Below are 16,023 nucleotides of genomic sequence, written 5' to 3'. Positions count from 1 at the left end.
TTGCGGCAGAATGCGGAATTCTACCATTTCCCGCCGACTTTCGCGAGGCGGGAAGGCGGCTGCCAGGCTTGTTCTGTGGGGCTTCGGCAGGTCCGGCGGAGACACCGGAGGGCTCGCGCCCTGCCGCTAACAAGAAACACCCCGTTTGGTATCGGCCCAGGCCAATAAAATCTTCCTGCCGGTGAACAAGTTGCCTTGGAAATCAGTCCGTAAGCCGTCCGCGATGAATCCCGGCGCCCAGATCAGCGATCCCCGATCAGCTGCCACTTAATTTCCAGCCAAGACTTACGTCAAATCTGTCAATCCTTAGAATTTCGCTCGGCCCGCGTCCGACTCGAGACCCGATTCGAATGATCACCATGGAGTTGACGTCGCACACCCCGTCTTGACGGCCTCCAATTCCCCCTTTTTTGCTCGACTCCTATGCCGCGATACAATCCCGCTGAAATCGAACCGCGTTGGCAAGCCTACTGGGAAGAACATCAAACGTTTGCCACGCCCGAGAAACCGGGTCCCAAAAAACGTTATGTCTTGGACATGTTTCCCTATCCCAGCGGTGACGGGCTGCACGTCGGCCACCCGGAGGGTTACACCGCGACGGACATCGTCTGCCGTTATGCCCGCCTGTGTGGCGAAAGCGTGTTGCACCCGATGGGATTCGACGCCTTCGGGTTGCCGGCCGAAGAGCACGCGATCAAAACCGGCGAACACCCGCGGATTCAAACCCAACGCAACATCGACAACTTCACGCGGCAGTTGAAGATGCTCGGTTTCAGCTACGACTGGGATCGCGTGTTGGCGACGACCGACGAGGATTACTTTCGCTGGACCCAGTTCATTTTTTTGGTCCTGTTCGATACCTGGTTTGACCACGACGCGCAGAAAGGTCGCCCGATCGCCGAACTGCCGATCCCCGACGCAATCCAAACGCGAGGTGAATCGGCGGTCGCCGACTACATCGACGCGCATCGACTGGCCTACCTGGACGACGCCCTGGTCAATTGGTGTCCCAAGCTGGGAACCGTGCTGGCCAACGAAGAGGTCATCGACGGCAAGAGCGAACGCGGGGGGCACCCCGTCAAACGCATCCCGCTGCGCCAGTGGATGCTGCGGATCACCGACTACGCCGAGCGATTGCTGGACGGACTGGACGCGTTGGACTGGCCCATCGGGATCAAAAAGTTACAGTCGGATTGGATCGGGCGCAGCACCGGCGCCGAAGTCGACTTCTACATCGGCGACGCCGCGGAATTTGAAGCGTGGAAATCCGAGCGGGCCAAGGCTCCCATGCCGGCCAACCCCGGTGACGAGGCGCTGCGTGTCTACACGACGCGCCCCGATACGCTGTTCGGTGCGACCTACATGGTGGTTTCGCCCGAGCACCCGATGCTGGATCGATTGGCCACCGCAGAGCAATCCGAAGCCGTCAAAGCGTACTGCGAGAAAGCGTCGTTCAAATCCGATCGTGAACGCACCGAGGGCGACCGTGAAAAAACCGGTGTGTTCACCGGTAGCCATGCCATCAATCCCGTCAACGGCACTCCGATCCCCGTTTGGGTCGCGGATTATGTCTTGGCCGGCTATGGAACCGGTGCGATCATGGCCGTCCCCGCGCACGACGAACGCGACTTTGAATTCGCGGTCAAGTACGAATTGCCGGTCATCGCCGTCGTCGACCCACCCGCGGACGCCGAAAACCGAGACGACATCCTGGCCGGAAAAGCGTGTTACGACGCGGTCGGCATCGCCATCAACAGCGGACCGATGAACGGCAAGTCGACCGAGGAGGTCAAACAGGAACTCACCGCCTCGCTGCAAGCGGACGGGTTGGGCAAAGCCGCCGTCAACTACAAATTGCGTGACTGGTTGTTCAGCCGGCAACGCTTCTGGGGCGAACCCTTTCCGATTCTGCATGAGCTCGATGACGACGGAAATCCGACCGGACGGATGCGTGGCGTTGACCCCGCTGAGTTGCCCGTGCGCCTGCCCGAGTTGGAAGATTTTAAACCCCACGGAAAACCCGAGCCGCCGCTGGGAAAGGCCGACGACGATTGGTTGTACGTTCAGATCGACGGCAAACGGTATCGTCGCGAAACCAACACCATGCCCCAGTGGGCCGGGTCCTGCTGGTACTACCTGCGATACATCGACCCCAAAAACGACGCCGCTCTGGTCGATCCGCAAAAGCAGGCCGAGTGGATGCCGGTCGACTTGTACGTCGGTGGTGCCGAGCACGCCGTGTTGCACTTGTTGTACTCCCGGTTCTGGCACAAGGTGCTGTTCGATCGAGGCCATGTGTCGACGCCCGAACCCTTCGTCCGGTTGGTCAACCAAGGCATGATCTTGGGCGATGTCGAATACAGCGCCTTCTTTGACGAGGCCGGCAGTCCGGTTTCCGCCGCCGAGGTGCGAAAGAGTCCCGACGGTGGGCGTCAATCTAAAGACGGTCGAGTCGTGGTGTCAAAGACGGTCCCCGAAGAGGACGTCGAGAAGAAGGGCGAGGGCTTTGTGCTGAAAGCGGATCCGTCGATCAAAGTCGACAGCCGAGCCCACAAGATGTCCAAAGCTCGCGGCAACGTGATCAATCCCGACGTCGTCGTCAGCGAGTACGGTGCCGACTCGCTGCGGTTGTACGAGATGTTCATGGGGCCGTTGGAAGCGACCAAGCCTTGGTCGATGGCCGGCGTCGGAGGTGTCCGAAATTTCCTCGATCGCGTTTGGCGAATGATCGTCGACGATCAAGAGGAAGACTACGTGCTGCAGTCGGCGCTCACCGAAGAGCCCTGCGACGAAGAACAGAATCGGATGCTCCACGCGACGATCAAAAAGGTGACCGAGGATACCGACGCGATGAGCTTCAATACCGCGATCGCGCGGATGATGGAGTTCACCAATTTCTTCACCCGCGCGGAAAAACGTCCGATCAGCGCGATGAAGTCCTTCCTGATTCTGCTGTCGCCTTATGCACCGCATTTGTGCGAAGAGCTGTGGAAGATTCTCGGTCAAGACGGCGTGATCGCGCAGCAGAGCTGGCCGAAGTGGGACGAGTCGGCGCTGGTCCAAAGTTCGATCGAAGTGCCGGTGCAGTTCAACGGCAAAGTGAAAACCAAGATTCAAGTCGCGCCCGATGCGAAACCCGATCAGATGATCGAGGCCGCCATGGCGGACGAACGGGTTCAATCGATGCTCGAGGGCAAGAACGTCGTCAAGAAGATCGCCGTGCCCGGCCGGTTGGTGAACCTTGTGGTCAAAGGGTGACCTACAAGTCGAGTTCGTCCAGCGAATCGATCAGCCGATCGAGGTCGTCCTTGGGTTGGGCGACCAGGTCTTGTTGGCGACGCTGAAGTTGCTCGTCGATGCCGACCGCGGTGCGTCCGGCCAGCAACAACTGTTCATCGCGCTCACGAGCCGCCGTCGCGATCGCATCGTCTCCGCCGTCGGGAGCGCCGAACAGCTTGGACAGGTCGATCTTAAATCCTTCGCTTCCACCCGTTTCGGCACCCGCGATCGCCGGTGCCTTGTGCTGGGGAAAGATGATGGCGTTCTCGGGGCAGACGCGGCTGCACGCCGGGCATCCCTTGCGACAATTGTCGGGTTGTTCGACCAGGATCGTTTCGGCCGCGTCGACTCCATAGACGCCGAACAAGCAAAAGTCGACGCACTCCATGCAGTTGGTGCAACGGCTGAAATCGATCACCGGGTACCAACGCCGTGCCGTCGTTTCTTCGACTTGCACGATCCGGCCGCCGACGATCGGCAAGGAGGTTTCATCAGGGGACGTTGCGGTGCCGGATTCGGCTGTCCTTGTATCGGCGCCGCCGTCGGTTTCCCCGAGCACCAACCGCCGGATTTCCTCGGTGAACCGATCCAGACTCTCTTCGGCCTTTAGGTCGATGCAGTGGATTTGACGATCCGGCCGCGGGTACAAATCGGCGACGCGCTCGACGTCGTTTTCCGATTGCTCGGCGTTTTCCGATTGCTCGGCGCCGGGCTCATCCTGGTCCTCGTCCTCCGCGTCGCCGATCGCCACCGGCACGAATTGGCCTCGAATGCCATTTCGGTCCAGCACCCAGTGAGCGGCGCGGGGAAAGATCCACGAGACGACGATCAGATTTCCTTCGATTTCCGAAAGTTTCTGCAGCGACTCGCCGCCCTTGGACAAATCGTACAGGTGCGGGACAACCAACACGTCGGCGTCTTCGAGCGTCGAGGCCGCATCGGCGATCGATTGTTCCAGCGACCGTTTGGCGGGATTGCGAGATTGTCCGCGTGAAACCACCACCGTCCAGGTGGTGGTCTTGTTCGGATCGGCTTGAGAGCGGGGGGAAATCATCCGTTTACCAGTCGAGTGGTCGTTGCCAAGCATCTTTCGCTGCCGCGATCTCGATGTCCAACACGTTGGCCCCGGATCGCGTGACGGTCAGTTTTCCGTCGTCGGTTATTGTACCCACTCGAGCGGCCTGGACGCCGTGGGCATAGAAGATTGGCGTGAACTGATCCACCAACTCCACCGGCAATTCGACCAGGAACCGCGAATTGGATTCGCTGAACAGCAGCGAGATGTCAGAGAGTCCTGGGGCGGAAATGTCAGCGACGGCATTCAGGTCGAGCTGCATGCCCAAGCCGCCGGCCATCGCCATTTCCGTCGCCGCGACGGCCAGTCCGCCCTCGCTGAGGTCGTGACAGGCTCGTAGCAGGCGGGCGGAAATCGCTTCGTGCACCGCGGCAAACGTTGCCTTGGCGACCGGCACATCCACGGTCGGCACCTGGCCGCCGGATCGGTTTTCGCTAAGGCAATAATGCGAACCGCCCAGTTCGTCTTTGGTCGTCCCGATCAAGAAAACCGCGTTGCCCGACTCCTTGGCATCCATCGTCACGGCCAACGAAATGTCGGCGATTTGGCCCATCGCGCTGATCAACAGACTCGGCGGGATCGAGATCGTTTGCTTTTCGCCGCTGTCGTCGAAATAGCTGAATTCGTTGTTCAAGCTGTCCTTGCCGCTGACGAACGGAGTGCCCAACTGGACGGCGACGTCTTGGCAGGCGATTGCCGCACGCACGAGGGACCCGAGCGTTTCGGGCCGATCGGTGTACCCCCAACAGAAGTTATCCAAGATCGCGATCTTGGCGGGGTCGGCGCCCACCGCAACGGCGTTCCGCATCGCTTCATCGATCGCCGAAGCCGCCATGTGGTAGGTGTCAAAGTCGCCATAGTGTGGGTTCATCCCGCATGAAATCACCAGCCCGCGGTTGCTGCCCAGCAGCGGGCGGATCACCGCGGCGTCGCCGGGACCGTCGCACTGTGGTCCGACCAGCGGTTTGACGACACTGCCGCCTTGGACTTCGTGGTCGTACTGACGGATCACCCAGTGTTTACTGGCGACGTTCAGACTGGACAGGATCTTCAGCAGCGTCTGCTGGTTCGCCTCGGCTGAAGCGGACGCGGGCAAATCCAGCGGCACCACGGCCGGCGGTTCGTAGACCGCATCGCGAATCACCGGCGGTCGTCCGTCGTGCAGCACCTGCATGCTGACGTTTCCGACCGTTTGGCCGTGATAGGTCAGGTGCAACTGGCCGGTCGGTTTGAATTCACCCAGGATCGCCGCTTCGACGCCTTCGCTTTCGCACAACTCTCGAAGTTCATCCCACTTTTCGCGTGGCACGGCCAACACCATGCGTTCTTGAGCTTCGGAAATCCAGATCTCGGTGTACGACAAACCGTCATATTTCAGCGGCGCCTTTTCCAGCCAAACTTCCGCGCCGACGTCCTCGCCCATTTCGCCTACGGCACTGGAAAACCCGCCGGCCCCACAGTCCGTCACGGCGTTGTACAGTCCCCGGTCGCGGGCTTGCATCAAGACATCCAAGACCATCTTTTCGGTGATCGCGTTGCCGATTTGGACGGCGCCGCCGGACAGCGATTCTGATTCACTGGTCAATTCCGCCGAGCTGAACGTGGCACCGTGGATGCCGTCGCGTCCGGTGCGGCCCCCGATCGAAACGATCAGATCGTTCGGATGAACCTGCTTGTCTTCCATGCCGACGGGGATCATTCCGACGTTGCCGGCATAGACGAGCGGGTTGCCCAAGTAGCGTTTGTCGAAATAGACCGCGCCGTTGACGGTCGGGATGCCCATTCGATTGCCGTAGTCACGCACACCCGCGACGACGCCTTTCATCACGCGACGCGGATGCAGCACGCCCGGAGGCAACTGGTCGGCGGGCGTGTCCGGCGGTGCAAAACAAAACACGTCGGTGTTGCAGACCGGTTTGGCGCCCATGCCCGTTCCCATCGGATCGCGGATCACGCCGCCGATGCCCGTGTTCGCACCGCCGTAGGGTTCCAGCGCCGAAGGGTGATTGTGGGTTTCGACTTTGAAGCAAGCATGGAATTGGTCGTCAAAGGTCACCACGCCGGCGTTGTCTTTGAACACACTGACGCACCAATCGTCGTCGCCCAAGTTCTTGCGGATCGTTTGGGTCGCCGCAAAGATGGTCTCTTTGAGCATGTTGTCATATTGCCGCTCGTCGCCGCCGGGCGTTCCGTCGGCGCCGACCCCGCGGTAATGAATGCGACCGGCCAGCGTCTTGTGGCTGCAGTGTTCCGACCAGGTCTGCGCGATCGTCTCCAGTTCAATGTCCGTCGGATCGCGATCGAGCGCGACGAAGTGGTCGCGAATCGTCTGCATTTCGACCAGCGTCAAGTACAGCTGGCCTTCGCGCGAAAGCGTTTCCAATTCGTCATCGCTCAAGCTGCGAATCGGGACGCGGACGAGCTCGAATTCGTAGGCCGTGCCGACATCGAGTTGCTCCATTTCCAGCGGCCCGGCGATCACCTGCTCGATCGAGTCGTTGGACAACGCGCGGCGGCAGATCGTTTGGAAAGTCGGCTCGTCGACACCGCTGATCCAATACTTTCGCATCGTGCGGACCGACTGGACGTCGAAACCGCAATCGCGGGCGGCCCCGATCGTGCTGGCCGCGACCGGGTCCATCACGCCGGGTTTGGGCAACACGTTGACCAGTCGAATGTCGCTCGAATCGCCCGGCGGCTGGCTCAACACCGCATCGCCGGCGACCGCCACGACGGTCCGCTCGGTCACCGCGTCGGCCAGCAGGGTTTGGGCGATCTGCTGAGCCTGTTCGCCATCGATCTCACCCTGGACCAAAAAACCGCGTGCGAAAACGACCGGGACGTCGTCGCCGATGCCCAATTCATGAATTTCCTCGCTGGTGCGGGCGCCCTCGCGGTCGATCTCGTTCTCGGCGGGATAAATGTCAATCTGCCACAGCGGCATCGTCGTGTCCTGGTGCGGGGATGAAAGCGGTGCGGGGAAGAAAACTCAGCCTGCCACGGAGTGTATCGAAATCACTGGCGATTGCCGAGAACACTGGCCCGCTTCGCCCCCGGCTTCGGAGGTCGTGCAATTCTCGAAGTCATCCTCCGTCTGGGATATCGATTGGATGATGGCAGCTTTTGGCAACCCGTTTAGATTCTCTCCCTCTGGGAGAGACGGCGTTTGCGCAGCAAGCAAACGCCAGAGAGGGCCTTTCTATCTCTTGTGAGCGGCAGGGCGCGAGCCCTCCGGTCTTCCGCGCCGCCCCTGGGGGGGCGTCACCGGACGGCTCGCGGTCTGTCGTTTTTGTGAGCCGCGGGCGGGTTAGCGGCCGGGCACAGCGACGCCCGCCCGAGGCCTTACGGCCAGCGGCTCACCATTGACTCAGCAGATCCTGATTAAACCGACAACCCGCTCGCGCCGTTCCGCCAAAAAATGCGTCACAGCGTTACCTCGCCTTCATCCACCACCGCCCAAAAACCATCGTTTGATCGCATCGAGTTGCTGGCCCAACACGGTTTCTGAGTCGGTCTGCTGCACATCCGAGTGACCGTCTGGTTTGTCTGCCCCTGACAGCACCTTCTCGCGAATCCGCCGGGCGATTTCGCGATGCCGGTTGGTCGTGTAGCTGTCCGAATCAATCAACCGCGCCGTTCTCTCGAACAGCTCCTCCGCCTGGGCCCGATGCTCGTCCGTGACGCCGTCGGTCGCCGCGATCAGTGGGGCCAGCGTGCGGACCATCAGATCCACGATGTCACTCTTCTGGTACGATTCTTGTTGAACCTGGCCTGAAATCGTCGACAACCGTTCGGGTTCGATCGCCGGCGCTTCGGCGCTCGGCAGGATCGCGTCGACGGACTCGGCAAAACGCTCCAACGCTTCAGTCAGTTCAGCAGAATCACCCTCGCCTTGGTCCATACTCGCCAATGCCGCGTCGACCAGGACGGAGGCTGCTTCTTTCTTGTCAGCCGCGGACTCGAGCCGTGACGCAATCAAGTCCAGCAGCGTGTCCGAGGTGCCGGCGATCGCGGCGACCCGCGCCATCGCGATCGAGACCGAGTGGGGCCGAAGATCGTCGTTGCTGGAATAATTGTCGTAGCTGGTGCGAGACGCGATTCGCTTGGCATACGGATAGACCATACCTGGCTGACCGCTCGGCAAGACGACCGCACGTAACGCTTGATCGAGCGACTGCCACATCGCTTGATCCATTTCATCGGCATCCAATGCCAGCTCGGCGTTCGGGTCACGCCGCCCCAATTTCTCTCCCGTGAGGTCGGAATATAAATCGATCAGTTCCAACAATCGCGGTGTCAGTTCATGGACGCCGTCATCGACGGGGGTGGAGGAAACGTTTTGATTGGTATTGATCGCGAACGCGTCGGTTCCATTACCAATGGAGCTGATCGGCGGCCCGTTTTGCAGTGCCAGTTTCAACGCCCTGGCCGAATTTTGGATGTCACCGCGTTTGGCGACCATCCTCGCGATCTTCAAACACGCATTGAGTTGGGGCTTCAACAGTGATACCCCGGACTGCGATAACGTCTCGATCGAATCCAACATCGCCGCAAGCGACGCGTCATCCCCACCCAGCGAGGCGACCGCGAGATCGAGGCCGGGTTTCTTAAGCGAACTCGCCAAAACGCGAAGGTAGTTGCCGACGTTCTTGCTGATTCTTTCGGCCCCGGCGGAGTCACTTTTCGATGCGGCCGATGCGACGAGCAATAATCCCGTCAGCGGTTCAAGCGTGGCGGTTTGGGGCGTGTCCATCGCTTCCCGGATCGTTGCGACATCGGGCAAGCGTTCGTCCAACGTGTCATGCAACCCGTCCACGTCTTCCGGGCGAATTTTCATCGCGACCAACAGCTGTGCCGCGGGAATCGACCAATCTTTCGTTCGTTTCGCCGAAAGTGATTCCAACGACTGGTAAAACGCTTCGAGTGTCTCGCGGCCCGGGTCGGTTTGGGCTGCCGAATCGATGGCGATTTGCAACCCCGGTTCGGCATCGGCAATGAGCATCATCTCCAGCGGCAGATCCAGCAATCGGATGGCCAAGTCATCGTTGGGGGCGTCGAGTGATTCACGGCGAACGTCCAGGTACTCGGCCGACGACGCGGGGGTGATTTTTTTCCGTACCTGCTCGGTCGCCTTTTTCGCATCCTCGATCGACAGGCCGCCGCCCCAGCGTTTGGCGTTGGCGAACCGTTCCGGGCTCGCGATCAATTGTTGAAAGATGATCCACGCGTCGATCGGAAACCCGATCTCATTCAACTTTTCGGCGATCGATTGGTAGGCTTGAATCTCTTGGTAGTCGCCGTAGCCGGGGTTGTATTGATCCTCGGCCGAGTGGTCCGTTTTCGCGTAGGCATCGAGCAAGACGTTTCGGGCCCGGGCCTTTTGACCATCCTTTGCGAGGGCGTTGACCAGTCGCGCGCCGACGGAAAACCGCATGTCGGTCCTGGAGACACTCGGATCGACCGCGGCGGCCTGATAGATCGAAACCAGCAAGGATGTCTTGTCTTCGATCTCGGAAATCGACTCCAGCACCTGGCCGCCCTGCCACAACAATCCGCCGCTGATCGCCAATGTGTCGGCACCTTTTGCCGCGACAACCGCGTCGGAGTGGATCAGTTCACGAATCGACTCGACCGCCGCGTCACGTTTGACATCGTCGGCCACGTCCACCAGCGCCGACAAGAACCGCGACGAGGGGGCGAGCGTCTCGTCTTGAAGCGCCTTCTTGGCGGCTTCATCGAATCGCTCTCGCGCTTCGTCGTCACTTCGGAGCAACGCCAAGATGTCTTTCAACGGACCGTTTGCCGTTCCGCCGGACGAGCGACTGGTCACACGCCACGTCGTCGATCCCGTCTGAAACGCATCGTCGCCGCAGATGACATCAATCATGGCCTGGCGGATTTCAGGAATCTTCTCTCGGTCCGGCACCGGGATCGCATCGATGTACCGATAGAAGTCTCGTTTGAACTGCGAGTTCTTCAAGGCATGGGCGACGAACTTCCGCTTGGCGTCGGTGAAGGGTTTGCGTCGCCCGACGTTCAGCAGCGTGTCGAGTCGGTAGCTTTGGATGGCTTCGGGATCTAGCTTCAGCAATCGCTCGTACATCGGGTCGAAATCGCTACTCCGCTCCACCGCGCGGGTCATCTCGTAGACATGCCGGTTGAGCAGTTGCGGCTCCTTCTCAAATGCGTCCAGGTACAACTCTGCCGACTTCGTGAATTGATTCGCTTTGTAGAGTGCACCCGCCCGTGCGAGCAATTGGTTCGGATCGTTCGGTTTGGACTTCGCAATCTCACCCCACAGCGCTTCGGCGTCCCGCTGTTTGCCCGCGGCGGTGTACAGTTCGGCCAACTCCATCCTGGCACGCACCGAGGCGGGGGCCGCAGCAACGCGTCGTTTCGCTTGTTCAATCAGCGGTTCAAGGCGTTTGGCGTTTTTCAGAATGGAGACGGCTTGTCGCCGGTAGTACGCCGAATTGCTGGAGGATCCCCGACCGCTGTTCAGCTTTCGTAGCACGGTGTAGGCGACCTCGGCAGCGGCTTCCTGGTCGTCGTTGGCCAAAAACGCGCTTGCGATCTGCAATTCGGTTCGCTCATCGCGGGCACGCCCCCCGCGTAGACGCCGCAACACCGCGGTGGCCTTGTCATTCATTCCGAGTCGGCGGAGCTGATCGGCCAAGGCCAAGTGAGTCTTGGTATCCATCCGCAACCCGAACAGACGCTCGGCGGCCTGCTTGGCGCGCTCCACATCGCCGAGTTGCGACGCCAAGTTCAGCGCCGCCATTTCTTTACGAACCAGCATCCCGCTGTCGAGCGGATCGAACGAGTCGAGCGTCTCCAGGGCGACGCGCGGTTGGGCAAGCTCACTGGCGAGCCGGGCCTGTTCGATTCGCAAGTCGACGTCATCGGGGAATTCGCGGCAAAGCCGGCTGAGTCGGGAATAGCATTCCTCCGGACGCTTCGTCCACCAGCAGGCGAACGCGGCCAGTACACGGCGTGCTTTTTGTTCTTGCACCGGGGCTCCCGTCAGCGGTCGATCCAAGTGGGCGATCACCTCGTCGCTCACCTTGATGCCACGGGGCTGGCCGTTGCTTTCCGAGCTGGGCATCAGGCTGGAAAGCTCGTTGATGATTTGTTGGTTCAACAGTTGCAACGACAGGGGCGCTTTCACCTGGAACGAATAGTAGCTGTTCTGCGAACTGCGAACGTACGTGCTGAGAGTTCCGTTGGACAGGGCGGTGCTGCGCCGCGCGGAGACGCTATTGTGCTCGATCGCTTGGGCGAGCACCGCGTCGAGAATCGCCATTCGATGACGCTCGACAAAGTCGGGGCCGTGTGGTCCGGACGTCACCAGATGGCCGGCCGTCCCCGTGACGGTACTCCACGTCACTGATTTGCCCGTCGTGTCGTCACGCACCGCGGGCATCAACCGTTCCACCAAGGCGTCAGCCTGGTCGACTTGATTGAGGTTTAAGTAGTACGACATCGCGCTGACGAGTTCGTTGAGCGACGCGTCCGCTGGCGGCGCTTGCAAGGCGTATTGTTTCGCCCGCGGCGTGTCACCCACGGCGTTGAAGTGGTTCGACAGGATGACGCGATAATCCGCAAGCGTCGACCATGAGGTGGACCTGCCGGTGTTGCCGCTTGCCGCAGCGTCGACCTGGGCTTGTTCGTACAGATCCAGTACGAGCTGCAATTGTTTCTCCGTCAACGTGCTGTCCGTGTCGGCGGCCGCCGCGTTGTCGTCGCTGCTGGATTCGTTTTGCGCAGTCGAGCGGATCTTCCCCATCAACATGCTGCGCAGCGAGACCGCTCCCTCCTTGGGATCCAATTCCGCCAGTCGCCAATTCAGCTTTTCTGCGAGTTCTTTGTCGTCCCCACTGGCTGGTCTGGATGTTGTGGTCGAGGCCAGCGGCCCCGCTATCGACTGGAGTGCCCGGTGCTCCCAAATCAAGTTGGCGTCTTCGATTTGGTCGACCGCTGGAAGTGCAACAGTTTGTTCGATCAAGGCATCGATTTTCGCTTTCGCTTCATCGGCCGGAAAACGTTTGGCGATCGCGACCATTTCCACGGCGGCGGCCAAGACCCGTGCGTGCCCGAACGAGGACGGGTCGATGGTCGCGTAACTGGACGACATGCTGGAATAATTGCTGCTCGCGTAGCGGCCGACGCGATAGTTTCGCGCCAACGTGTAAGAGCTGCCCGTCCAACGACTCGGACTGGTGGCATAACCTGGCGGACGCGACGTGCTGGTTGATGTGCCGGTGGTCCGCGTTCTTGCCGCCGGCGGTAACGCGTCCAGTGGCAGATCCAACTGACGAAGCTCGTCGGCCAGTTCGATCGCGCGGCGGTGCGGCGCAGGGTAAGTTGCTTTGTCGCCGTCGAGCGTTTCATCGTCACCTCGTTCGTAAAGCAACAACTGGGCGAGCATCAGTTTGACGTCCCACAAACCGGGATCCCGGCGGACGGCTTCTTCGCAGACCGCGATCGCCGTCGACCGATCACCTCGACGAACCGCCGAGCGGATCATCGATCCCAACCGGGTTGGATCGGCGGCTAGCGCGATTCGGTCGCTGAGCGCCGACTTGATGTCGATCATGCCGGCGTCGAGCTGCAGTTGGACCAGTTTGAATCGGTTTTCGGGTGTGTCGGCGATCGCGACGATGCGTTCTTGAAATTCGGCGGCCACCGTGACCTCGTCGGCCGCGTCGCTCAAGCGGACCATCGTTTCGAGCAGCGAGACATCACGCGGCTGGCCAGCCAGCAGACGATCAATGGCTTGTCGCGCGGCTCCGTAATCCCGGACCGCTTCGTGCGCCGCGGCGACCATCAGTTGGACCGTACGCTCGTCGACGTCGTCGCGTGCCATTTGGTCGATCCGCGCGATCAACGCGTCCATCTCGTTCTGGCGGTCGTAGAGTGGCGCCAATCGATTGACCAACGCGATTCGGGCGTCCGCTTCGGATTCGTACCGCATCGCTTGCCAATACAGCTCAACCGCTTCTTCGGTGCGGTAGCGGTCCGCAAAGGCCGAGGCGAGCATGCGGCGTGGGCCGTTGTCGCGTGGTGCGACGTTCATCGCACGCCGCAGCGCCGTGAAGGCCTGGTCGTCGCGTCCGGCTCGCAACGCCAGCCGCGCCAGAAACTGGTACGATTCCGGGCTTGCCGGATTGGCGTCGATCAACGCGTCACAGGTCTGCATCGCTTGGTCGACCTGGCCTAACCGCATCTGTAGATCCGCGACGCGTTGCAGATAGTTGGTCTGAAAGCGAACGTCGACGCGCGCCAGTTTTTGAAACGTTGACGCGGCATCGGCGAAACGATTCTGGCGTTCGGAGATTTCCGCGGCGACCAACAACACGTTCGGGTCATCGGGTTGTTGTTCGATCGCGCTGCGGATCGCCGCCTCGGCATCGGCCAATTGGCCCGCCGCCGCGTGCATCATCGCGAGGGTGCGCAAGTTTTGGACGGTCGGATCGGCGGATTGTCGCTGTGCGATTTGTTGTGCCAGCGTGCCGGCTTGCTGATACGTCGCGATCCGATCCTTCAGCAGCTGTTCCTGCTCGTCGGGCGTCTCGGCGATGTTCGCTGCCGCGTCAAGCCGAGAGATCGCTTCGTCGTATTGTTCGGCGTCACGCAATTTTTGCGCGAACCGCAACTCTTGGGGAAACGTCAGATCCAGTTCCGATGCCTCTCGCCAAGCCGTCAGGGACCGTTCGTCTTCCTTGAAGGTGGCGAAGATTTCGGCCAGGCGGACCAGCGAGTCACGGCTGCGACGGTCACCCTCGGCGATCGAATTCCAGGTCTCGATCGCTTCATCTTTTCGGTCCAAACGATAAAGGTATTCGCCCAAGTACTCTCGATACTGGGGTGAATCGGGTTCCACCTCGATGGCTTGCTCGTACAGCCCGATGGCGTCTTGCTTACGATCGATTCCACGCATCCGATCGGCGATCTGGGACAGCGTGACGGCGTCTTCGTCGCGGCGATCAGCCAACCGTTGCCACACCGCGGCGGCGGCGTTTCGTCGCGCCGCCAGTGGCCGCGTGTCGTCTTCCAGCAGTATCTGTCCCCAGCGAAGCAAGTAGTCGGGGTTGTCGGGATCTTGCTCGGCAAGCTGTTCGAATTGATCGGCCGCGGCGGCCATGTCTGCCTTGTTGACCAAGACGTCGATCAGCGCCAATCGCACGTCGGCGTCGTCGGGTGCGCGTTCGACTGCCTTGCTCAACGTCTCGGCCGCTTCATCGATGCGTTGTGCGGAAACCAGGATGCGTCCCAGTCGAACCTGCAGCGCGAGATCATCGGGCGAGCCGGCAAGTTTTTGTTGGTAGTAGTCCGCCAAGGCATCGTAGTCACCGGATTTCAGGAATCCTTGTTCGATCCGGTTGCGGACATCGCTGTAAAGCCAACTGCCCGGACGCAGCCTGGCCAGGATTGCTTCTAGAGCTTCGGTGCACTGTTCGGTCTGCCCGAGTCGACGTCGCATTTCGGCGGCCTGGACCGCGAACGCGATCTTCTCGTCGTCTTTGCGTGCAGACTTGGCCAGACGCTCGAATCGTTGCAGGGCTGCCTGGACGTTGCCTTCGTCAGCCAGCGTGCTGGCGATCTGGCTGCCGACCCGTGTGTCACCTGGAAACAATGCTTCGAGCTTTTGCCAAACCTCGATTGCCTTTTCGTTTTGTCCGGCACGGCTGTAGATCCGACCCAGTTCGGTGAAGATGGGTAGCGCTTCATTGCGAGCGGGTTTTCGCTCGATCGCCCGCTCCAGTGCCGCGGCCGCTTTTTCGGTCTGGCCGACCGCCAACAGCGACCGCCCCAGGAAGTAGCTGCTGGCGTAGTCATCGCCCAGCAGGGATTCGGCTTCGGCAAAGGCCTCCGCGGCGAGTGCCTGACGGCCGCGCTGAGCCTGCAACAAACCCAAGATCATCCGCTGCTGGCCAGCGTTTTGGGCATCATCGGGGACGTCGAGCGAGGCGATGAATTCGTCCAGCGTCCCGTTTTGGACGTGGAATCCGTAGACCCGGTCCAGCGCCGTCCCCGGTCGTGGGCGGCGTAGCAGCACCTGCAGAAACTTTTCGGCGGTCGCACGCTCTTGTTCGGACAGCCTCGTCTGTTTTGCAGGATCCGGATCCTGCGCCCGGGCGGGAGGGTTCCCGGGATGAATCAAGGCAAAAACCAGGGCGCAAACGAAGAAAACCCAAACACGAGGCGAACAAGTTTCTGCAATCACGCTCTCTAATCTCCCGGCGAGGAATCGTTATCGCATCCACCACCAGTATGACGGACCCACGGGCGGAGGGGGCGCAAGGCAGGGCGAATTCCGCGCAAAGAAAGGGCGCGGTTTGCCGAGGCTGGTTTTCCTGGCATGATGGCCAAGGTAAAACGTGTAAAACGACAAACACGCCCGCGTAGCTCAGGGGATAGAGCGGAGCTTTCCTAAAGCTTAGGCCGTTGGTTCGAATCCAACCGTGGGTACTGGAGATGGCAGGTGTCGGCAGCAAGACAAGAAAATGGGTGACAGAAAAATGGCGTGCGCGTGCCCCGCATCGCTTTCTATTGGTAGGACCGTTCCGCCGTCGGTCGTCTCAGCAACCCATTTTCTTGTCACCCATTTTCCTGTCTGTCGAATTCCCTGACCCGACGTCTCATTTTTTGTCGCGGTAGGGACGGCT

At 60.6% G+C, this 16,023-nt stretch carries 4 protein-coding genes and 1 tRNA gene; 2 read left to right on the top strand and 3 right to left on the bottom strand.

The window, feature by feature from the left end; genetic code table 11:
• Nucleotides 1-423 precede the first annotated feature (423 nt).
• Nucleotides 424-3,258, top strand: a complete 2,835-nt coding sequence (gene leuS / locus NZK35_RS08310; RefSeq protein ID WP_259632068.1) for a leucine--tRNA ligase — start codon at nt 424-426, stop codon at nt 3,256-3,258.
• 1 nt (nt 3,259) lies between these two features.
• Here leuS and NZK35_RS08305 read toward each other — a convergent pair whose 3' ends face one another.
• The 3 genes from NZK35_RS08305 to NZK35_RS08295 form a co-directional block, all read right to left on the bottom strand.
• The gene (locus NZK35_RS08305; protein ID WP_259632067.1) at nt 3,260-4,333 is read right to left on the bottom strand and encodes an ATP-binding protein; all 1,074 of its coding nucleotides are present in this window, start codon (nt 4,331-4,333) and stop codon (nt 3,260-3,262) included.
• A 4-nt stretch (nt 4,334-4,337) separates the two neighbouring features.
• Nucleotides 4,338-7,298, bottom strand: coding sequence for a phosphoribosylformylglycinamidine synthase subunit PurL (purL, locus tag NZK35_RS08300; protein WP_259632066.1), 2,961 nt, complete (start codon nt 7,296-7,298; stop codon nt 4,338-4,340).
• Between the two features lie 498 nt (nt 7,299-7,796).
• On the bottom strand, nt 7,797-15,518 hold the full coding sequence (locus tag NZK35_RS08295) for a tetratricopeptide repeat protein (RefSeq protein ID WP_259632065.1): 7,722 nt from the start codon (nt 15,516-15,518) through the stop codon (nt 7,797-7,799).
• A gap of 235 nt (nt 15,519-15,753) precedes the next feature.
• Between NZK35_RS08295 and NZK35_RS08290 the strand changes: the two genes are divergently transcribed.
• Nucleotides 15,754-15,826, top strand: a tRNA-Arg gene (locus NZK35_RS08290).
• Nucleotides 15,827-16,023: the final 197 nt, after the last annotated feature.

Source organism: Stieleria sedimenti (genome assembly GCF_025060895.1).
In the GTDB taxonomy this organism is placed as follows: domain Bacteria; phylum Planctomycetota; class Planctomycetia; order Pirellulales; family Pirellulaceae; genus Stieleria; species Stieleria sedimenti.
This window is presented reverse-complemented; position numbering and strand designations above follow the sequence as displayed.

Excerpts from the sequence above, each read along its gene's own strand:
- NZK35_RS08305 (WP_259632067.1), bottom strand. The coding sequence starts at position 4,333 with ATGATTTCCCCCCGCTCTCAAGCCGATCCGAACAAGACCACCACCTGG.
- purL (WP_259632066.1), bottom strand. The coding sequence starts at position 7,298 with ATGCCGCTGTGGCAGATTGACATTTATCCCGCCGAGAACGAGATCGAC.
- leuS (WP_259632068.1), top strand. The coding sequence starts at position 424 with ATGCCGCGATACAATCCCGCTGAAATCGAACCGCGTTGGCAAGCCTAC.